Origin of the sequence: Pseudomonas phytophila (genome assembly GCF_025643095.1) — a bacterium.
Taxonomy (GTDB): domain Bacteria; phylum Pseudomonadota; class Gammaproteobacteria; order Pseudomonadales; family Pseudomonadaceae; genus Aquipseudomonas; species Aquipseudomonas quasicaspiana.
In genome coordinates this window covers 4,475,155-4,494,498 of the sequence record NZ_CP081201.1, presented here as the reverse complement: position 1 = coordinate 4,494,498, position 19,344 = coordinate 4,475,155, and the positions used below count along the sequence as shown (strand labels likewise).

Sequence of the window (19,344 nt, the reverse complement as noted above, 5' to 3'; positions counted from 1 at the left end):
CGCGGTATACCTGCCTACGTGTCCGGCTTATCGCGGGCAAGCTCTGCTCCCACATCCACATAGAGGTGTGGCGTAAGTGACTCCCAGAATGGCCACAACCCTGTGGGAGCCGGGCTTGCCCGCGAAGAACGATAACGCGATATACCTGCCTACGTGCCGGGCTTATCGCGAGCAAGCTCGGTTCCTACAGGACCGTGACCCTCTTGAGATGCTTTTACACCTTCAGTTTATGACCGAAACCGCAATATCCGCGTGCCGTCGTACGGATCTGTCAGGTAGTGCGCCTCTACACCAAACGTCTCACGCAGCAATTCGCAGGTCAGCACCTCGGACGGCTCACCAATGGCGATCAGTGCGCCGTTGTCCATCACGGCCAGCCGGTCGCAGGCCAGTGCCTGATTCAGGTCGTGGAGGGCGATCAGGGTGGTGACTGACAGCGACCTGACCAGACCCAGAATGCTCAACTGATGCTGGATATCCAGGTGGTTGGTGGGTTCATCCAGTAACAGGATCTGCGGTCGTTGAGCCAGGGCGCGGGCGATGTGGACGCGTTGTCGTTCGCCCCCTGACAGACTGTGCCAGGCGCGCCTGGTTTTGTCGGCCATGTCGACATCGTGCAAAGCCTGTCGAACAATCCCATCGTCTGCGGCTGACCAGGGTTCCAGGGCGGAAAGCCATGGCGTGCGGCCCAGTTCCACAGCGTCCAGCACCGTAATCGCGTCCGAGGTTTCCGCTTGCTGCTCCACGACCGCAATCATCTGCGCGACATCGCGGCGTTTCATTTCGGCCAGGGCAACGCCGTTGAGGTGAATCTCACCGCTGGCCGGAGTGCGGATGCCGGACAGCAACTTCAGCAGGCTGGATTTTCCGGAGCCGTTGGGGCCGATCAACCCCAGGGTTTCACCGCGCCGTAACTGCAACGCGACGTCTCGAACAATGGGCACGCCCTTGATCGACCAGTTCAGACCGGAGCACGACAACACGTCGCGGTCGATGTCGGTCGTTGGCTGTTTCAGAATGCTCATCGACCCCCCTTGGCCTTTATCAGAATCACGGCGAACACCGGTGCGCCGATCAGCGCAGTAATCACCCCGACGGGCAATACCTGGCCCTTGATCGCCGTGCGGGACAGCACATCGGCGGTGATCAGAAACACCGCGCCGGCCAGGGCGCTGACCGGAATCAAACGACCGTGGCGTACCCCGACCAGCAAGCGTGCCGCATGGGGCACGACCAGGCCGACAAAACCAATGGAGCCCACCAGCGAGACCATCACCGCCGTGACCAGCGCAACCGTCGCGATCAAGATCACTTGAACCCGCCTTACCGGAATACCCAGGGCGGCGGCAGAATCGCTGCCGAACATGAACGCATCCAGCGAACGCCGATGCCAGAGGCAGACCGCCAGACCGATCAACACCACGGGCACGGCCAGCGTGACCGATTGCCAACGCACGCCGCTGAGGTTGCCCAATAGCCAGAACATGATGCCGCGTGCCTGTTCGGAGTTGGCCGACTTGGTGATCAGGAAGGAGGTCAGGGCGTTGAACAGTTGCGAACCGGCGATGCCCGCGAGAATGATCTGCCCGCTGCCACTGACCGCGCCAGTACTGCGAGCGAGCAGGGCGACCAGTACAAACGCCGCCATGGCCCCGGCAAAGGCTCCGGCTGACAAAGAGATGGCACCTGCGCCAACGCCGATGATCGCCACCAGCACCGCGCCGGTCGAGGCCCCGGCGGAGATGCCCAGCAAGTAAGGATCGGCCAGTGGGTTGCGCAGCAGTGATTGCAGGACCACACCTGAGATAGCCAGCCCTGCGCCGCATGCTGCGGCAACCAGGGCACGGGTCAGTCGGTAATTCCAGACGATGCCTTCATCGATAGGGTCCAGCACGAAACCAGCCCCCCACAATTTGTTGGCCAGCACCTGAAACACCAGTGACAGGCTGATTGGCGTCTCACCAATCGCAATGCCCGCGACGATCGCCACCAGCAAAACGGCCAGCACCCAGGCCCCGTGCAGGCAAATCTTGCGCAACAAGCGACCGGCGAACTGAGCTGTCATGGGTGCAGATCGAATTTGTCGATGGCGTCCGCCAGTTCATCGATGCCGTCGAACGTGCGAATCGTCGCTTCCATGGCTTGTGCGTCGAGAATCACGATCCGGTTGTGCTTCACCGCGTCCATGTTTTTGGTGACTGGATCGGTCTTGAGGAATTCCAGTTTTTTCTGGAAGTCATCGGCCGGAAAGCGGCGGCGGTCCATGCGTGCCAGTACCAGAATGGTCGGGTTGGCCTTGGCGATGGTTTCCCAGCCGACCGTCGGCCATTCCTCATCGGACTGCACGATGTTGCGGATGCCCAGGGTGTCCATCATGAACGCCGGAATGCCCTTGCGTCCGGCGACATAAGGGTCAACATTCAGGTCGGCGCTGGAAAACCAGAACACTGCCGAGGCGTCTTTCAGGTGTTTGCCTTTGACGCTGGCCTGAGCCTTGGCAAGGCGCGCCTGCAGGTCGGCGTTCAACTCGGCACCGCGAGCCTGGACATCGAAGATTTGTGCCAGTTGCGTGACGGTCTTGTACAGGCTGTCAATCGAGAACGGACGCAGGCGCGTGCCGTCCGCCCCCACCAGATTGTCCTTGCCTTCGCAGTCCGACGGCATGAGGTAGGTGGGGATTTTCATTTCGTTGAATTGCTGTCGGGTGCCGACCACGCCTTGGGGACCCACCATCCATTCGAATTGTACTGCGACCAGTTCCGGACGCTTGTTGATCACCGCTTCGAAGCTGGGATCGTTATCGGCCAGACGCGGGATTTTGTCGTTGAGGTCCTTGAACCGGGGCAGCACGTTGTTGAACCACAGTGACGTACCGACCACTTTGTCGCCCAGCCCGAGGGAGTAAAGGATTTCAGTGGCCGACTGGCCAATGGTCACCGCTTTGCCGGGTGCTTTGGCGAAGGTCAGCGGCACGCCGCAGTTATCGAGGGTCAACGGGTAGGTTGTCTGTGTGGCGGAGATTTGTGGGGCAGGGTTGGCCGCCAGCGTCAGCGCAGAAAAACCCAGACCGGCAAGCAGCACAGCAAAACGAGGCAAAGACATGAAAAACGATCTCCATTCGAACGGTTATCCGCACGATGGTGTTCTGGCTGGATACACATCACGACTTGCTGCTGGCATAGGTCCGGCAGGGTCAATCAGTCACGGCTATTTCGCCGTGCTGACGGATGTACTCCCCGGACACCCCGCCGGTGGGTCAGTTGCCAGAAAGCGCGACCGCTTGACGGGTTGTCCCGCAACGGCGATGCAGCTTCCTGATGTCGGCAGGTCTCCTGACTGACGCATCATCGCCGTGCTCGGGCCTTCCCGGAGTGACCCAGTGGCATCGATGGAGCAGGGCTCAGCGCCTACAGTTGCGGGGGCAGTTCCGGTTGACGACCTTGAGGTCATCACGGATTCCCTATTAATCCCGTTTGGAAACCGACGGGCGGCATGGTAATGGATATGCTTAAAAGAGTGGGGATTTTTCCTGTATCAGCCGTTGGCAGACAGTTTTTTATCGTACGTTTCGCTTGCTCGGCGCATGATGCAAGCCTTTAATGGCCGGGTGTTAACACCGTCCGGCGGTGAACCTTATCGACCGATAGCCGGTCGATAGTCCGTCCAACCAGGTTTACACTGGTCCGCTTCACCTTTTGGAGACATTTTCCTGTGATATCGACTCAACGAGTGGCCTGGCTTAAAGCCTGGGGTGCCCACGGTTTTACCGCCACCGGCGTGGTCATCGCATTCCTGGCGACCATTGCCCTGTTCGATGATCAGGCCAAAGCCTGCCTGTTGTGGCTAGGCCTGGCACTGGCGGTAGACGGCGTCGATGGCTCGCTCGCACGCAAATTCAACGTGCAATCCGTGTTGCCGGGCTTTGACGGTTCGGTACTGGACCTGGTCATTGACTACCTGACGTATGTGTTTATTCCTGCGTTGTTCATTTATAGCTACATTCCGTTGCCGCCTTATACGCTGTTACTGAGCACGGCGATCATTCTGGTCTCGTCGCTGTTCTGTTTCTGCAATCTGGAAATGAAGAGCAAGGACAATTACTTCCAAGGCTTCCCTGCGGCCTGGAACGTGGTGGCGCTGTGTCTGTACATCATTCAGCCGACACCTTGGGTGACCTTCCTGACGATTATCGGTCTGGCATTGCTGACCGTGACCAGAATGAAGTTTCTACACCCATTCAGAGTGCGTCGTTTCATGCCGCTGAACATCCTGGTCACTACGATCTGGTTGATCACCAGTGCGTTGCTGATCATCAACCACCCGCATAACGGGCCAGTGGTCATGGGCATATGGTTCACGATGTCGGCTTACTTTATCGGCATCTGCCTGTGGCGTACGTCGCTGGAATATTGGGGTAAGTGGCGGGCTTGACGGGCTAGCCACACAGTCTTCATCGCGAGCAAGCTCGGCTCCTACAGGATCGCGCTAAACCTGTAGGAGCCGAGCTGAACTGGCTTAATGATCCCGGACACCTCTTAAGGGCGATATGATTCGCCCAATCAGGAGGTTCCATGCAAGAGCGAAAGACCTACACCCGCGAGTTCAAGCAACGTGCTGCGAGCATGGTTCTTGATGACAACTGCTCAGTTCCCGATGTCTGTGCATCGATGGAGGTTGGCCGTACGGCTCTGCGCCGCTGGGTTGATCAGGTTCGTAAAGAGCGTCAGAAAGGGCAGCCAGTAGCAGGTACCAAGGCAATCAGCGACGAACAGCGAGAGCTTCAACAGCTGCGAGCCAAGGTCAAGCGCTTGGAAACTGAAGCTGAAATATTAAAAAAGGCTACGGCTCTCTTGATGTCGGATCCCGATCGTTTTTCCTGATCGAGGAGCTGAGGGAGTCGAGTTCATATCCGACCAGCTTGCTTTGCAGTGTGATGGGCGTTTCCCGCAGCGCGTTCTATGACTGGATTAAGCGACGTTCAGCGCCGATAGCCAACCGTGACGCGCTCAGAGCGAAAGTCGTGCAATTGCATGTTGAAAGCCGGGGAAGTGCAGGCGCGCGGATGATCTCTCAGCACTTGAAGGCCCAGCATATCCAGGTCGGAAGGTATTTGGCTGGAAAGCTGATGGCGGAGGCAAATCTGGCCAGCAGGCAGCGCCGCCGCCATCAGTACCGCTCCAGAGGCGTCGAAGCATTTGTGGCCAAGAACCTGCTCGAACGTAACTTCGAGCCAACCGCAATCAATCAGGTCTGGTGCGGCGACGTCACCAGCCTGATGGTTGGGAAGCGCTGGTATCACTTGGCAGTAGTTATTGACCTGTTCGCCCGCAGAGTCGTGGGCTGGGGGTTTTCTCTGATCAATGACGCCAACCTGGTTAGCAAGGCGCTGAGAATGGCGGTGGAGGTTCGAGGCAAACATGCAGGCTTGATGTTCCATTCAGATCAAGGCTGCCAATACACCAGCCAGCGCTTTCAGTCCGAGCTACTGGAGCATGGGATAACGCAAAGCATGAGCCGCAGGGGGCAGTGCTGGGACAACGCACCAACAGAGCGTTTCTTCGGAACGCTCAAATCAGAGTGGGTGCCCGCCAAGGGCTACACGACAGTTGAAGAAGCCAGGCAGGATATGACCAGCTTCTTCATGCGCTACAACAGAATCAGACTCCACAGCTACAACAACTACTTGTCGCCAATAGCTATGGAGCAGCAGGCGGCTTGATCACCGTAATCGGTGTCCGGAAAAACTTGACCAGAACAAGCTTGCTCGCGATAGCGGTTTAGCAGGCACTGGATTTCCAACGATTCCCCCCCACCAATACCGACTATCAAGAGCAGTGATTTTTGCGTAAACGGCTCCGGGCGTAACCTTGGTTCATTCCCGAAATGAACCCGATCCGGAGGCTCTCATGAACCGCATTTACGCATTTGCCCTGTTATTGACCGTTGCTGTTGTCTCCGGCTGCTCGACTCACCATGCCGTTGAATTACGTCCCTACACCGCTCAGGAAACTCATCAGCTAGCGCTGGAAGATCTGAATCGTCGCGGTTTGCCCTTCGATGAGTATCAGATCGCCAAGGCCAAACTGCTGGCTGAGCCACAGATGCAGGCTGTTCGAGCATTTGATAATCGCGGTGAGATCAGTGCTGATAACGCTGAAGTCAGCAAAGATCGTCAAGGTTAAGTGCTTAAGTACAGTCTCGTAAAATTCGTAGTCGATTAGAACTGTACCGGTTGTATTTTCTCCTGACTGTTCGTGTGTTTCTGGTTGCCGATTCGATAGGGTGAAGGCCTGCCCTTTAGATGTCTGGATCGCACCATGTCGCTCTCTCTCGATCTGCTACTTGCCTTTGCCCTGTTTGCGTTCGTCACGTCAGTGACACCGGGCCCGAATAATATGATGCTACTGGCCTCTGGGGTGAACTTCGGGTTCAACCGGACGGTGCCGCACATGTTGGGCATCTGCTGCGGTTTTTTCAGCCTGGTGCTGGCAGTCGGGCTGGGGTTAGGGGCCGCCTTCCAGGCGTACCCGCTGCTTTACACCATCCTGCGCTATGTCGGCGCTGCCTATTTGTTGTATCTGGCGTGGAAGATTGCCACATCAGGCCCGGCGTCGGACGCAGTGGGTGAAGAGGGCAAGCCACAGACATTGATGCAAGCCGCGCTGTTTCAGTGGGTCAACCCCAAAGCCTGGGTGATGGCCGTGGGTGCGATCAGCACCTACACACCACTGCAGGGTTACTTCACCAATGTAATGATCATCTCGGCGGTGTTTGCGCTGATCAACCTGCCCACTGTCAGTATCTGGGCAGGGTTCGGCAGCCTGCTGCGCAACGCGTTGCGCGATCCCTTCTGGTTGCGGGTGTTTAACGTAGGGATGGCGGTGCTGTTGGTGGTGTCGCTGTATCCGATGTTGAAGGGGTGATCGCCTGAGCTTTACGCCTACTCAAGTGTGGGAGCCGAGCTTGCTCGCGATTCAGGCGCTGCAGTCTCTTCGTTAAACCGCAGCGCTCTTATCGCGAGCAAGCTTGCTCCCACAGGGATCGTGCATTCACAACGCCAACCGCAAATGCCCGCCAGCCTGTTTCTGCCGCGCTTGTACGCGATGCTGCAGGCCCAGGTAAAAATGCTCCAGCCCTTCCTGCAAACGCTCCTGAAGAATCTCGTCCAGTTCGCCGCCTTGTTCGTTTTCGGCATAGCTGATCTGGCTGTCGATGGCGAAAATGCCGTGCAGGACTTCCTGACATTTGAGCGCCGATAGCACTGGCTTCAGCGCGTAATCCACGGCCAGCATGTGAGCGATGCTGCCACCGGTTGCCAGCGGTAAAACCACCTTGCCGTGCAGCGAGCGCTCAGGCAGCAAGTCCAGCAGGGTTTTCAGCGCCCCGGAAAACGATGCTTTATAAACCGGTGTGCCAATCAGCAAGCCGTCGGCCTGTTTGACGGCTTCGATGAAGTCCAGCACTTGCGGGCTGTCGAAGTGGGCGAAGATCAGATCTTCAGCGTTGAAATCGCGAATACGCAGGGTCGTCACATCAACGCCCTTGGCGCGAAGCCAGCGACCGGCGTGTTCCAGGACTACGCCTGAACGGGATTTGAGAGCGGGGCTGCCTGACAGTGAAACTACCAACATGCTGAATTCCTTTTAAAAGCGTAAGGACTTCAAAGCAGCATGCATGCCAGCGCCGTTTAATAACTTAAGTTACTGAAATTAAAGGTAAATATTCAGATCGCAGGTGAGCGGCTCAACGACGTAGGTGCTCAATGCCGGCCCCAACTGTTGATTCACTGTTGCTGAACCAACACTTGCAGGCAAATCGCAGGCAAAAAAATCCCCGCAATCGGCAGATGCGGGGACGTTTGTTCTGCGTGTCAGTTTCTGAAAGCGGCGCCTGTCTGAATGACGTTGGCCGAGCCTAGCAACTGGCTGACGAAACGGCTCCAGCGAGTGATGTCCGCCGGGCCGACGAATATGACGTCCTGGGCCTGGAGTTCAAACTCTTTGGCCAGCAGGTAAGCCGTCGGTTTTTTCGCCAGCAGGTGATAAACCGTTGAGCGCGCGTTGGCCTGATTTTCAGCACCGCGGATCACGTACACCGCATCACCGTCGGCGCTTTCCGGATTCAGGCCGCCGGAATTACCCAGAGCTTCGAGCAATGTCACGCTGGTGGTGCCAAAGGAAATGACCTGCGGACGCTGGACTTCGCCCAGCACGTAGATCTTGTTCTTGGAGTTGCTGTTCAAGTGCAGATAGTCGCCGTCTTTGAGGAAGATCTTGCTCAATTGCGAGTCTTTGCGGTTCAACGCGTCGACGTCAATCACGTAATCCTTGCCGTCGCGGCGCAAGGTCAGCCCCGCAAGATTGGCGTCGGCCAGGTCAAGGCCGGCGGTGCTGATGGCCTGGACCAGACTCAACGGGATATTCGTGATGGATTGCGGGCCGGGGCTTTTGAATGAACCCGAGAGCAGGATGCGCTGGCTGTTGTAACGCAGCACTTTGACGTCGACCTTGACCTCAGTGTACTGCGGCGATAGCCCCATGCTCAGTTGTTTCTGGATCTGCCCGACGGTTTTGCCTCCCGCCTGGATTCTGCCCACGTAAGGGAAATAGAGCGTGCCGTCGCTCAATACTTCCCGGCTGTTGGCGTCGAGTTGGTCCTGCGAGCCAGGTGCGGTCAGCTCAGGGTGTTCAAACACGATGACCAGCAAGGTGTCGCCGGGGCCGACGATGTATTCAGGCGTTTTGTAATTGAGCAGTTCGGCGGGCAACGGCCTGGAGCTGGCTGCGGCTTGTTGCTTCTGCTGCTTGAGGGTTTGCGGGGTGATCTGTACCAACTGAACATCCGGACCGTCCGGATCTTTCGCTTCAACATCTCCTGGGGTCATGTGCTGCCCGGGTGCAAAAGCACAGCCTTGCAAAATCAGACTGGAGAGCAGCACAACAGCTAGGGTTAGCTTCATATAGTGTTCCTTCCTAAAGGTGCGTTGGCACCACAGTGATTTCATTGCTTCCCTTACCAACACCGAGTGTTACGGGGCTTTTTTGATGGATGCACGCACCTCCTCCAGCGCCTCTCGGGCCGGTTGTTGATGTCTTGAAAAGGTTTTGAAGGGGGAGCTAGAAGGCGTTCTTGTGCAGAAAGCCTTTGAACAGCGTCAGCAGAATGATTTTCAGGTCCAGCCACAGGGACCAGTGTTCGATGTATTCCAGGTCGTACTCGACGCGCTTCTGCATCTTGTCCAGGGTGTCCGTTTCGCCCCGCCAGCCGTTGATCTGCGCCCAGCCGGTGATGCCCGGTTTGACCTTGTGCCGCAGCATGTAGCCGCTCACCTGTTTACGGTATTGCTCGTTGTGCGCGACCGCGTGAGGACGCGGGCCGACGATGGACATATCGCCACGTAATACATTGAAGAACTGCGGCAGTTCGTCCAGCGAGGTTCGTCGCAGGAACCCGCCCAGCGGCGTGACGCGTGCATCGTTGCGGGTCGCCTGACTCACTACCTCGCCGTTTTCCTGGACGCTCATGCTGCGGAATTTCCAGACCATGATCGGTCGCCCGTCCAGCCCGTAACGGCGCTGGCGAAACAGCACTGGCCCGGGGGAAGTCAGTTTGATCGCGACGGCAATCAATAGCAGGGGCAGGGCGATCATGCTCAGGATCACGCTGGACAACGCAATGTCCTCGACGCGCTTCACCAGACTCCAGGCACCGTCCATGGGCGAGTCGAAAATACTGATACTTGCCAGGCCGTTGATGCTTTCGCTGCGGGCATGCAGCAGTTCGAACATGAACACATCCGGTATCAGGTACACCGAAGCGGTGGTGTCACTGAGCCCCTTGACCAGCTCCTGGACGTGGGGTTGGGCGGTGAGTGCCAAGGTGATGTAAACCTTGTCGATGCGGCCTTCGCGAGCGTCATCGATCAACTGTTCCAGATCACCCAGTATTCTGATGTCCGCTGCGATCTCGGCACCGGTTTCGGGGTTTTTATTCAAGGGGGTTGCCAGATCATAGAAGCCCAACACTCGCAGCCCCATCCACGGTGCGCTGGAGATCGATTTGGCAAGCCGCACGCCGACCTGACCGGTCCCGACAATCGCCACTCGCCGGGTATTGAACCCGCGTCGCCGCAAGCCATGCAGGACGCTGCGAATCAGCAAGCGATAGCCGCAGAGTACGGCCAGCACCGAGGCGAACCAGGCCATCTGGGCGTTGTTCGGCATGTCGGCATGGTTGAGCAGCAGGTAATCCATGGACAGCAGAGCCACGAAGGTCAGCGCCCAGTAATTGAACACCTTGATCAGCTCGCGCAGGATTCGCTCGCCACGCCACGAGCCGTACATCTGGTGATATTCACCGAGCCAGTGGAAGACCAGCACTGCCAGCAGGATCTGGATCCAGGCTTCGGCGCTGGATGTATCTGGATTCAACTGACTCTGCCAGTAGCCGCCCAGCACAATGACCGTCAGGTCGAGCAGGCGGTGGGCAACCGATAACAAGGATTGATGCGCGTGAAGAATGCCGCGAACGGGATTACGCATGGCAGTGCTCGCTCAGACGGATTTGATCGGAATGACCCGGGCGGTCTGTTCGTTGCTGACCAGAATCGGGGATGCCAGAAGCGTTCTGTGCCGGGCGGGCTGACGTGCCAGACGTGCAGCGGCGAGGCGACTTTCGACGAAGCTCCTCATTTCATCTTCGAAGCGTTGCGCCCCAAACCGTTCTGCGTTGGCGCGACAGGCCTGGACACTGATACGGGCATGAGCAGCTTCGAACTCTCCCACCGCGGCGACCAGCGATGACACGGTCTGCTGGTCGTAGAACACGCCGGTCGGTTGTGGATGGTCCAGACCGCAGACGGTTTCCAGCACGCCACCCTTGCCAAAGGCGATCACCGGCGTGCCACAGGCCTGAGCTTCTACCGGGCTGATGCCGAAGTCTTCTTCGGCGGCAAAAACAAAGGCTTTGGCGTTGCGCATGTGTTCCAGCAGCACCGCAAACGGCTGAAAGCCCAGCAGCGTGACGTTAGGTGCATGAATCAGCTTTGCCTTGGCCATTTCCGGACCGTCACCGATCACGATCAGGCGCTTGTCCGGCATCGCCGCAAACGCTTCGATAATCATCGGCATGCGTTTGTAAGGCACCATGCGCGAGGCGGTGAAGTAATAGTCCTGTTTGGTGTCTTGCGGGGTGAAGTTGACGGTATCCACTGGCGGGTAAATGACCGTGGACTCCCGGCGATAGGCTTTTGAAATACGCCCGCCGATGAAGTGCGAATTGGCAATGAAATCGTCAACACCGGACGAGGTGCGCTGATCCCACATGCGGATGTAATGCAGGATCATCCGCGCCACTTTGCTCTTGAAGCCGCTGCTCATGCCCGACTCCAGCAAGTACTGGTGTTGCAGGTCCCAGGCGTAGCGGATCGGCGAGTGCACGTAGCTGACATGCAATTGATCCGGGCCGCTAAGCACACCTTTGGCCACGGCGTGGCTGCTGCTGATGATCAGGTCGTAACCCGAGAGGTCCAGTTGTTCGATGGCCAGCGGCATCAGAGGCAGGTAACGCTGGTAGTGGGTTTTAGCCTTGGGCAAACGCTGGATAAAAGTGGTCTTGGCCACTTTGCCTTGCAAGTGGGCGCGGTCCTGATCGCTGAGAAAGTCGATTACTGAAAACAGATCGGCCTGGGGCCAGATATTGATCAGCGATGCCAATACGCGCTCGGCACCGGCATACGTCACCAGCCAGTCGTGGACTATTGCGATTCTCATTGAGGTTCCCTTCTGTATGCACAGGCTCTACATCAGGCGCGGGCTGTCTGCGTCTTGGCGTGGCGATTATTGAGGCGTTTGCCCCACTGGATAAATGGCGTTTCGATGCAGCGAAAGGACAAATGGCCGATGCCCAGGGTCAGTACGGTTGCCAGCAAGGCGTCGTATAGCGGTGGTAGTTGCAGGCCGCGCAGCAAGTATTCGGCCAGCATCAGCATTGACGGATGCAGCAGGTACAACGAGTAACTGACGCTGCCGAGCCAGACCAACAGCGGGTGATCAAGGCGGGCACGACGGGTCAGCAACAGAAAGCTGGCGATCGCCAGCGCGTAAGTGAGCAAGTAACGTCCGCCGGCTTCTCCTTCGATAAGGTTTTCGCCATAGGCCAACAGCAACGTGGGCGGTAACAACAGCAGGTAAGCCCCCAGCATCAGCACAAGACAGCGGGTCAGTTGGCGGCTGTGCTCGGCGAGTAACCATTGACGCCAGATCGAGCCAAAGAACATCAACGACAAAGCCAGGGGCAGGGCCACAGGGACTTTGCGCTCGGTGAGTTCGCGGACAACGGCCAGTAGCAGGCCCAGCACGAGCATGCCCAGTGCACAGCGGGTTCGCACGCCGAGGTCATAAAGCTTACCGCTGAGAAACAGCAGCAAACACAGGCCGTAGAACACCAGTTCGATGAACAGCGTCCAGTACAGGCCGATTACGTCATCGAAACCCATCAGCGTCTGGACCATGCTTATGTTGGCAACGATTTGCGGCCAGGAGGGGAACAGTCCGCCGGACAGTTGCAGCAGGACCAGATACACCAGCAGCGACAGCCAGTAAGCCGGGTACAGACGCATGAACCGCGAAATCACAAAACGTCGCGCACCTTCAGGGCCGGGACGCAGGCTGAACGGAATGACCACACCGCTGATCATGAAGAACCACAGCACGCCGAATTTACCGATATCCAGTTCGTGAAATAGCCAGAAATCACCCAGCAGCGGGGCATAGAGGTGAGTGAACACCACCAGCAATGCTGCGATGCCGCGCAATGCATCCAGATAAGCCAGGCGTTTCATGTCAAGACTTGCCCGACGTGGTTTCAGCGGTGTGCTGTAGCGGACTGGACAGCGGATCGATTTGAATCAATGCGTCGATACGCTGAGAAACGCGGCGAGCCGACTCTTCCCAGGAAAAGCGTTCGACATTGTGCAGCCCACGGCGGCGCAAGGCCTGGCGCAGCGGTTCGTCTGTGAGAATGCGCTCCATGGCTGAGGCCATGTGTGAAACGTCCAGGGGGTCGAAATACAGCGTGCTGGCTTGTAGCACTTCCGGAATGGACGCCGCATTGGCGGCCAGTACCGGGCAACCGCAGGCCTGGGCCTCCAGTGGCGGGATGCCGAAACCTTCGTACAGCGATGGAAAGACAAACGCCGTCGCACCCTGATACTGCTTGATCAGTTCGGCATCGCTGAGGCGCCCTAGAAAGCGGATACGCGGATCACGACAGGCCAGACGTTGCAGTTCCGGCGCGGCGAAGATTTCACTGGCGGCACCGACGATGTGTAATTGCACGTCGTCATGACCGCGCAAGGTCAGGAATGCCTGAATCATGCGGTTGAAGTTCTTGTGTGCGCTGGGTGAGGAAACGGCCAGCAGATAGCGTTGGTTATCGGCAGGTGCGACACCGGGGCGAAAGTCATCGCTGGTTGCATTGGGCACGACGAAAATACGTTGTTCCGGGTAGCCGTAGAACCGGGCAATTTCGTTTCGTGAAAAGTTGCTGACGGTGAGCAACGACTTGAGTCGCCATAACAGGACAGGCGTTACGGTGCGGTAAACCGCGCGGAACATTCGCGAGTAACTTTGTGGGTGGCGCACGTAATTGATGTCGTGGTGAGTGGCGATCTGATTGGCGTAAAACATGGGCGCGGTGCTGGACAGTGAGACCAGTAGCGGCCGACCGTGACGCATCAGGTACAGCGGTAAATCCAGCTGCTCCCACACGTGGCCTTTGTTGTGGCCGATGCATTGCACGTCCAGAGCCTTGGCGCTTTCGCTCATTTTTATGCCATGGGGGGCGACAAAAACCAGGTCATTGCGCAGTTGCTTGAGCGCCAGGCAGATCTGCTCGGCAAAGCGCTGAATCCCACGCATTTCCTGGGTAAGAAATCGGGCATTGATCACAATCATGGTCGAAGGTCTCTGCGCAGGATGGGGGTAGGTGGTGGTCTGCTTGATGAATGATTGCGCTATTGCACAATGAACCCAGGTTTCTGTAGGAGCTGCCGAAGGCTGCGAATGGCGTCGTGTCAGGAAAAATGATTTCGCAGCCTTCGGCAGCTCCTACAGGAAACATGTATTGACGGGAGCTGTGTATCACCGGGCAAACAACGGTGGCTTGCTGCCCAGGCGGATAATTTTCGGAAACTCGTTGATCGGCACCTGGGCCGAGCAGCGGCTGTCGTTGCAGTTCCAGGGGACGCCGCTGTCGTGCTGGCCTCGTTCCGGTTGGCCGCTGTCGGTCAGCAGTACATTGCCTGTCTGAACACTACTGGCATCGATTGCAATTGAACTCGGCGGCCCGGTGCTCCAGGCCACCAGAATCTGCTCCGATCCTTTGGCAAAGCGCAGCAGGTAGACGCTATCCAGTTCCCGACTCTTTTCTGCGTCATAGCGAAAGTCGTGCAGAAACGGGCTGATGGCTTTCAGGGTCAGATAAGACGGCTTGGCCGTCAGGTCCTGATTGAAAAAACCGGAATTCTGTTCCGGGTTGCCGGGATCCTTGCCGTCGTCCATCAACTCGTACCACCACAAACCTTTGATATCCGGCACGGTCTGGGCCAGGAAAAAACTCCGGGCCAGCCAAGCGGCCTTGGCCTGTTCACTGGCTCCGCATTTGTCGCTGTTGCCGGGCCAGCCGATTTCGGTGAGGTATAGCGCCACAGGCCGTGCAACCCGAGCCCTGAGGTCGGCATCGATCCAGCGCAACCAGGCAATCCATCGTTCCGGGGTATGCTGTCCGTCCTGACGGCAATACTCATAAGGATGCAGAGACAGGCCATCCACATGATCGAGCAATCCGGCTGTCACCAGACGGTCGGCAAATCCCGCTTCCATCCCTTGGGTTGTTACCGCGCTGGCCAGAATTGTCACAGGATTTTTTCGCTGTCGCAGTGTGTTGGCGGTTTGTTCAATCAGGTTGCTGTAGTCCCGGGCAATGGCCAGGTCGACCGGGTTCTCTTCGTCCCACTCATTCCCTATTTCGTAAAAGTCCACGCGGTCGGCCAGATTACCGCTGACGAAACTGACGTAGCTCGCGTTGCTATCATTCAATACCAGCAGGGGTCTGAGTTTGTACTTCTGTGTCCTGTTCAGATATGCCTGCCAGGCGGGATCGATCTGCAACTGGCCGTAATGGGGCTCTGCTATGGGCCACCAGGCATCATCGCGAACCGAATCGACGCCAGCGGCTTCGAGCAGTTGCAGCACTTTGGCCGACAGGCCGTTTTTGTTCATCAAGTGAGTTGCGACACCAATAATGAATCGTTCGTCAGCGGTTGCAGTACCGCTCAATAACAGGCTCAGGAGACAAAGGGTCAGTGGCGTTCTTGACAGTCTTCGAGGCGGCTTGCGCATGGTTGTCTCAATGAAGAGGCACGGTCCGGAGCGTAAGCGTCCAGGCTCTGGTTGGTCACGGGCCGGTAAATAACACTGCTTATAAAGACGGAGCCCGGTATGTCAGGTTGGACCTGACGCACCAGGCTTTGCCTGGTATGACGTGCCGTCCAGCAAGGTCTGTTCGAGAATGCTTTCGTAGCTGTCGAGCATCAGTTGCAGGTCTGTCAGGGCCCCGACACTGATTCGGGCCTGAGCGCTCAAACGTGCCAGCAGCTCAGGCTGCTGATGCAACCTGAGCATCGCCACACCCAGCGAGTCCGGATCGTCGGGGCTGCACAGCAGGCCATTGAACTGATCCTGAATAATTTCCGGGAGTCCGCCCATTCGACTGGCTATCACCGGTACCGACCAGGAGCAGGCCTCAACCGCGACCATGCCGAAGGGCTCGTTCCATATTGACGGCACGATGGCCACATCGATTTGCTTGTAGAAGTCTTCAGGAGACTGGTACCCCACGAAGCTTATTTTTGGCGAGAGAGCCAGTGCCTTGAAGCATTCTTCATCGTCCAGTTGACCCCGGCCGGCAATCTGCAAAGTGGCGTCAATAGGCAGTTGCTGGAATTGTTCGATCAGCCAGCGCAGCCCTTTAGGTTCGGACAAGGTGCCCATGTAGCCGAAGCGTAGCGGAGCATTTTTCGCCGGCGGCCCCAGGCTTTTGACCTTGATCGGTATGGCCGGACGAGGACTGGCGTTGTGCACTACGTAGCCACGGGCTCCTTTGAAATAACCCTGGGCTTGCAGGGTGTCGAGCATGAAGCGGCTGACGCCGACGACCGTGTTGACCTGGGCCGAGCGGGCCTCGTGGCCTTTGCGAAAGTGCTCGCAGCGGCCACATTGAGTCTTGCAGCTTTGACCTTTGCTGAACATGGTGCTGCCGGGACACAACAGGTAGAGATCATGAAGCACCTGGACGATGGGCAGTCCGGCGGCGGTGATCTCGTCCCAGGCTGAAACCGACCAACCGGTCAGGTTGTGGCACACCACCAGATCCGGTTTTTCCTGGGCGATCACTCGCTTCACATAATCGCGCATGCCTGCGTTGTAGCGATCGCGCAGATGCCAGCCCAGTCTCGCCAGTTTACCGGGGCGCTGGGCGCTGAAGTGCCAATAGAAATTACGCAATCCGGCGCGGTAGACCTTCACCAGATTGACGGTCTCTTCGACAAGACCTGACTGCGGGCCGGTGGCAAGTACTGCGACCTGGTAGCCACGTTGCTGCAGGCCTTCGACCGTGCGTTGCAGGATGATTTCTGCGCCGCCACCAATGTCCGGGGCATACAGGCTGCTGATGAACAGGGCCTTCATAGCGGATATGACTTGTGCAGGCCCAACACACCGGACTCGCCATCGGCGATGGCTCGTTCGATCAGACTCAAGCGTTGCTCGGCACCGCGTCGCTTGGCAATCAGCCGCAACAGGCGGAAGAATACCCAGCGATTGAAGCTGTAGAGACATTCCGACGAGGCCCAGATGTTCTTGTCGAACCAGGCCTGATTACGGGCACCGTAATAGGCGCGAAGATCCGAGCCGCCCAGCAGAAAACTTTCATAGATATTGCTGGTGCGCGCTTTGATGTTCCATGAGTCCTCAAGGTCATCCAGCAGTGCATCCGGCACCAGAAAAATGCGTCCGCCGGTGGCGGTAATGCGCCAGGTGTATTCACTGTCGTCGGCGTACAGCATCAACGCATCCAGTGGCAGGCCGATGCGCTGGTAAAGGCTGCGATGGGCGAGCAGACCGCCGTAAGTAGCGAAGGGCAGTTGTACCGTTTCGATTTTTTTGTATTTGCCCTGAGGCTGACCCCAAGGCAAGCGTCGCCAGATTTTGTAGGGCAGTTGCGCGATATGAAAACCGAAGAAGCTGGAACGACGCTGGATAGCAAAGCGGCGCGGTACACCGGCCGCGATGTCGGCCTGGTGAGTAGGACGAAAGCCCAGCACGGCGGCCTTGTCTTTACCATCAATGGCCTGGCGCTGAGCCAGGCTCTGATGCAGGGTCGCAATGGCGTTGATCGTCGGCGCGTTGTCGTCATCCATCAGCCAGATGTATTCAGCGCCAGCGTCCAGCGCAGCCTGAATGCCTATTGAATAGCCTTTGGCTGAACCGGTGTTGCTCTGCAGATAAATGACCTCGACCTGACCCGGCCAGGTTGTGCGCAGGTTTTCCAGCGGCGCAACCGAGGCGTTGCTGACGATAATCACCCGATTGATCAGCGGACTCTCCAGCGAACGGCTGACCAGCGTATGCAAGTAGTTGTAGCGATCGCCATAGGTCAGCGTCACCAGCGTTGTGAGTTGGGTCATGGTGAGTTCCGGTAAATGAGGTCAGAGAGCTGGAGCGGTCTTGTGGCTATCAAACACTGACTTGTAGGAGCGCACGAGCAGCGCGAGGCCGCGATAGCGGTGTATCAGAAAAGACGCCATCGCTGCCTCGCGGTGCTCGTGAGCTCCTACAGAAAAGCATTGCAAATCAGGTAACTGCATTTGTTTGACAGGCGCTGCCCTGGTGTGGGCAGGGATCTCATTTCAGATCAGGGAAACAAGAAGTGGGCTCAGGCGCAGCGAGCGTCAAACCCGTGCTTCCATCCGTAGCAAGCTGCTCATCGGCAACACCACTTTCTGTTCGCGTTGCAGCAGGTTGAGCAGGATGACGGCGCGCTCGGTGCCATCGCAGGCGAGGAATATCGCTTCGATATCGCACAGCTCGCCCGCCTTGATCAGCACATGTTCGCCGTACCTGAACTCGGCTTTTGGGGCCGGAGTGCTCAGGCGCAGGCGAATCTGCTCGATCAGTTCGTCTTGCACCGGCACCGGATGGCCACCAAACGTTACGATTCTGGCAACACCTCGAGTTGAGCGGATCGGGTACCAGTTGTCATGGATCTGATCCATACGAATGAATAGATAGCCGGGGAACAGTTCCTCCTGATTCACAGATCGAGCACTGCGTTTTTTCGTATCGCCAGGCTTGAACGGGCGATAGCACTCGAAATTCTGACGCTGCAGGTGTTCTTCGGCGCGTGCTTCCTGGCGGGGTTTGGTCTGAATCAGGTACCAGCGGGCTGGGTTACTCAAAGACATGGCAATCACTCCGCAGCAGCGTGGGCAGGTTTGATGGAGTCGGCATCGCCCTGGTTGACCAGTTCAGCCATTGGGTTTGTTTCGCCGGGCTGCACGCCATCGCCGACGCTGTAACAGGCCAGCATCGCCTGGATCTGCTCCACGCTGTTGAACATCAACACGTCGATGATCGACAGGCTGGGTACAAAAGGCTGGTTCAGTTGTGGGTAGACGATGGGGTCCATTTTGAAGAAACGAACCAATAGCCCCTGACGCGCGAAGTGACTGCGGTCGTACAGCTCGACGCCACCGATTGGATTGAGAAACGTGGTGGCCGCGAAGACGCGTGAGACGTTGATGACACGGTCCTGTTTGTCGAGGCAGGACACGAGTTCGAGGTCCGAACCGCGCAGAATGGGCGTGAGGATATGCAGGTAAGCGCACAGTTCGCGAAGCGTGTGCTCTGTGTAGACGCCAAGGTTTGTCTGCGGGAAGCGAATCAAGCGCTCCAGAAAAGGCATCACCTGCGCGAAGTGCGGCGCCTTGCGATAACTCTGGGAGATCAGGTTGACCAATCGATCAGCCTCATCGCTGAAGTTGTCGCACAATTGGCGTTTCATGATCGGCAGTTCGAAGCTGTCTTTCTTCAACGGGAAGGTCATCAGCTTTGCTTCACCGTTGTTCAGGATGCGATTGCGATTGACCCACCCGGAGCGGATGTACTGCAGATCGTCACCGAGGACAAACACGTCCGCCGCTGCAATCAACTGAAAGTAGCCCAGATAGGGGAAGAGATAGGGCTGCATCATTGCGATCGTCCGTGTCATGTGTAACTCCTTGAG

At 57.5% G+C, this 19,344-nt stretch carries 20 protein-coding genes and 1 riboswitch; of the genes, 6 read left to right on the top strand and 14 right to left on the bottom strand.

The window, feature by feature from the left end:
• Positions 1–227: 227 nt before the first annotated feature.
• From K3169_RS20310 to K3169_RS20300, 3 genes are read right to left on the bottom strand one after another with little or no spacing between them, the layout of a single operon-like run.
• Positions 228–1,025, bottom strand: a complete 798-nt coding sequence (locus tag K3169_RS20310; protein ID WP_263267704.1) for an ABC transporter ATP-binding protein — start codon at positions 1,023–1,025, stop codon at positions 228–230.
• On the bottom strand, positions 1,022–2,065 hold the full coding sequence (locus K3169_RS20305; protein WP_049826706.1) for a FecCD family ABC transporter permease: 1,044 nt from the start codon (positions 2,063–2,065) through the stop codon (positions 1,022–1,024). The genes K3169_RS20310 and K3169_RS20305 overlap by 4 nt, the downstream gene beginning before the upstream one ends.
• Entirely contained in the window at positions 2,062–3,102 is a 1,041-nt protein-coding gene (locus K3169_RS20300; RefSeq protein WP_231676767.1) for an ABC transporter substrate-binding protein, read from the bottom strand. The genes K3169_RS20305 and K3169_RS20300 overlap by 4 nt, the downstream gene beginning before the upstream one ends.
• On the opposite strand from K3169_RS20300, the gene K3169_RS20295 reads away from it, so the two are divergent.
• The 6 genes from K3169_RS20295 to K3169_RS20270 all read left to right on the top strand — a co-directional run bounded on the left by K3169_RS20295 (position 3,101) and on the right by K3169_RS20270 (position 6,923).
• Positions 3,101–3,340, top strand: a complete 240-nt coding sequence (locus K3169_RS20295) for a hypothetical protein (protein ID WP_263267701.1) — start codon at positions 3,101–3,103, stop codon at positions 3,338–3,340. The two genes, K3169_RS20300 and K3169_RS20295, sit on opposite strands and share 2 nt — an antisense overlap.
• Positions 3,305–3,500, bottom strand: a riboswitch (cobalamin riboswitch). It overlaps the preceding gene by 36 nt.
• Before the next feature lie 211 nt (positions 3,501–3,711).
• Positions 3,712–4,431, top strand: a complete 720-nt coding sequence (gene pcsA, locus K3169_RS20290; RefSeq protein WP_027898053.1) for a phosphatidylcholine synthase — start codon at positions 3,712–3,714, stop codon at positions 4,429–4,431.
• A gap of 140 nt (positions 4,432–4,571) precedes the next feature.
• Positions 4,572–4,880 carry a transposase gene (locus tag K3169_RS20285; RefSeq protein WP_027902288.1) on the top strand — a complete coding sequence of 103 codons (309 nt, stop codon included), beginning with the start codon at positions 4,572–4,574 and terminating at the stop codon, positions 4,878–4,880.
• 38 nt (positions 4,881–4,918) lie between these two features.
• Entirely contained in the window at positions 4,919–5,719 is an 801-nt protein-coding gene (locus tag K3169_RS20280; protein WP_231678248.1) for an IS3 family transposase, read from the top strand.
• 187 nt (positions 5,720–5,906) lie between these two features.
• Complete coding sequence (locus K3169_RS20275; RefSeq protein WP_099267216.1) at positions 5,907–6,182, top strand: hypothetical protein; 276 nt, start codon at positions 5,907–5,909, stop codon at positions 6,180–6,182.
• A 135-nt stretch (positions 6,183–6,317) separates the two neighbouring features.
• Positions 6,318–6,923 carry a LysE family translocator gene (locus tag K3169_RS20270; protein WP_027899240.1) on the top strand — a complete coding sequence of 202 codons (606 nt, stop codon included), beginning with the start codon at positions 6,318–6,320 and terminating at the stop codon, positions 6,921–6,923.
• A 126-nt stretch (positions 6,924–7,049) separates the two neighbouring features.
• Here the strand turns inward: K3169_RS20270 and ssuE are convergent, their stop codons facing one another.
• The 11 genes from ssuE to K3169_RS20215 form a co-directional block, all read right to left on the bottom strand.
• Positions 7,050–7,631 (bottom strand): NADPH-dependent FMN reductase, encoded by a 582-nt coding sequence (gene ssuE / locus K3169_RS20265; protein ID WP_263267692.1) that lies wholly within the window; start codon positions 7,629–7,631, stop codon positions 7,050–7,052.
• A 239-nt stretch (positions 7,632–7,870) separates the two neighbouring features.
• Positions 7,871–8,959, bottom strand: coding sequence for a polysaccharide biosynthesis/export family protein (locus K3169_RS20260; RefSeq protein ID WP_231676770.1), 1,089 nt, complete (start codon positions 8,957–8,959; stop codon positions 7,871–7,873).
• Positions 8,960–9,116: 157 nt separating this feature from the next.
• On the bottom strand, positions 9,117–10,541 hold the full coding sequence (locus tag K3169_RS20255; RefSeq protein ID WP_231676771.1) for an undecaprenyl-phosphate glucose phosphotransferase: 1,425 nt from the start codon (positions 10,539–10,541) through the stop codon (positions 9,117–9,119).
• A 12-nt stretch (positions 10,542–10,553) separates the two neighbouring features.
• The gene (locus K3169_RS20250; RefSeq protein WP_231676772.1) at positions 10,554–11,771 is read right to left on the bottom strand and encodes a glycosyltransferase family 4 protein; all 1,218 of its coding nucleotides are present in this window, start codon (positions 11,769–11,771) and stop codon (positions 10,554–10,556) included.
• Positions 11,772–11,803: 32 nt separating this feature from the next.
• A complete protein-coding gene (locus K3169_RS20245; protein WP_263267688.1) occupies positions 11,804–12,841 on the bottom strand; it encodes an acyltransferase family protein in 1,038 nt (345 codons plus the stop codon).
• A 1-nt stretch (position 12,842) separates the two neighbouring features.
• Complete coding sequence (locus K3169_RS20240; RefSeq protein ID WP_263267687.1) at positions 12,843–13,955, bottom strand: glycosyltransferase family 4 protein; 1,113 nt, start codon at positions 13,953–13,955, stop codon at positions 12,843–12,845.
• Positions 13,956–14,141: 186 nt separating this feature from the next.
• Positions 14,142–15,338, bottom strand: coding sequence for a hypothetical protein (locus K3169_RS20235; RefSeq protein WP_263267685.1), 1,197 nt, complete (start codon positions 15,336–15,338; stop codon positions 14,142–14,144).
• 165 nt (positions 15,339–15,503) lie between these two features.
• Positions 15,504–16,748: a glycosyltransferase family 4 protein gene (locus K3169_RS20230; protein WP_263267683.1), complete on the bottom strand. Its 1,245-nt coding sequence runs from the start codon at positions 16,746–16,748 to the stop codon at positions 15,504–15,506.
• Positions 16,745–17,746, bottom strand: a complete 1,002-nt coding sequence (locus K3169_RS20225; RefSeq protein ID WP_263267681.1) for a glycosyltransferase — start codon at positions 17,744–17,746, stop codon at positions 16,745–16,747. The genes K3169_RS20230 and K3169_RS20225 overlap by 4 nt, the downstream gene beginning before the upstream one ends.
• A gap of 264 nt (positions 17,747–18,010) precedes the next feature.
• On the bottom strand, positions 18,011–18,523 hold the full coding sequence (rfaH, locus tag K3169_RS20220; protein ID WP_255878600.1) for a transcription/translation regulatory transformer protein RfaH: 513 nt from the start codon (positions 18,521–18,523) through the stop codon (positions 18,011–18,013).
• A gap of 5 nt (positions 18,524–18,528) precedes the next feature.
• Positions 18,529–19,329, bottom strand: a complete 801-nt coding sequence (locus K3169_RS20215) for a WbqC family protein (RefSeq protein WP_263267680.1) — start codon at positions 19,327–19,329, stop codon at positions 18,529–18,531.
• Between the last annotated feature and the right edge of the window lie 15 nt (positions 19,330–19,344).

Coding starts and splice junctions, on each gene's coding strand:
- rfaH (WP_255878600.1), bottom strand. CDS start 18,523: ATGTCTTTGAGTAACCCAGCCCGCTGGTACCTGATTCAGACCAAACCC.
- ssuE (WP_263267692.1), bottom strand. CDS start 7,631: ATGTTGGTAGTTTCACTGTCAGGCAGCCCCGCTCTCAAATCCCGTTCA.
- K3169_RS20225 (WP_263267681.1), bottom strand. CDS start 17,746: ATGACCCAACTCACAACGCTGGTGACGCTGACCTATGGCGATCGCTAC.
- K3169_RS20270 (WP_027899240.1), top strand. CDS start 6,318: ATGTCGCTCTCTCTCGATCTGCTACTTGCCTTTGCCCTGTTTGCGTTC.
- K3169_RS20285 (WP_027902288.1), top strand. CDS start 4,572: ATGCAAGAGCGAAAGACCTACACCCGCGAGTTCAAGCAACGTGCTGCG.
- K3169_RS20275 (WP_099267216.1), top strand. CDS start 5,907: ATGAACCGCATTTACGCATTTGCCCTGTTATTGACCGTTGCTGTTGTC.
- K3169_RS20240 (WP_263267687.1), bottom strand. CDS start 13,955: ATGATTGTGATCAATGCCCGATTTCTTACCCAGGAAATGCGTGGGATT.
- K3169_RS20300 (WP_231676767.1), bottom strand. CDS start 3,102: ATGTCTTTGCCTCGTTTTGCTGTGCTGCTTGCCGGTCTGGGTTTTTCT.
- K3169_RS20215 (WP_263267680.1), bottom strand. CDS start 19,329: ATGACACGGACGATCGCAATGATGCAGCCCTATCTCTTCCCCTATCTG.
- K3169_RS20310 (WP_263267704.1), bottom strand. CDS start 1,025: ATGAGCATTCTGAAACAGCCAACGACCGACATCGACCGCGACGTGTTG.
- K3169_RS20295 (WP_263267701.1), top strand. CDS start 3,101: ATGAAAAACGATCTCCATTCGAACGGTTATCCGCACGATGGTGTTCTG.
- K3169_RS20255 (WP_231676771.1), bottom strand. CDS start 10,541: ATGCGTAATCCCGTTCGCGGCATTCTTCACGCGCATCAATCCTTGTTA.
- K3169_RS20250 (WP_231676772.1), bottom strand. CDS start 11,771: ATGAGAATCGCAATAGTCCACGACTGGCTGGTGACGTATGCCGGTGCC.
- K3169_RS20230 (WP_263267683.1), bottom strand. CDS start 16,748: ATGAAGGCCCTGTTCATCAGCAGCCTGTATGCCCCGGACATTGGTGGC.
- K3169_RS20305 (WP_049826706.1), bottom strand. CDS start 2,065: ATGACAGCTCAGTTCGCCGGTCGCTTGTTGCGCAAGATTTGCCTGCAC.
- K3169_RS20245 (WP_263267688.1), bottom strand. CDS start 12,841: ATGAAACGCCTGGCTTATCTGGATGCATTGCGCGGCATCGCAGCATTG.
- K3169_RS20260 (WP_231676770.1), bottom strand. CDS start 8,959: ATGAAGCTAACCCTAGCTGTTGTGCTGCTCTCCAGTCTGATTTTGCAA.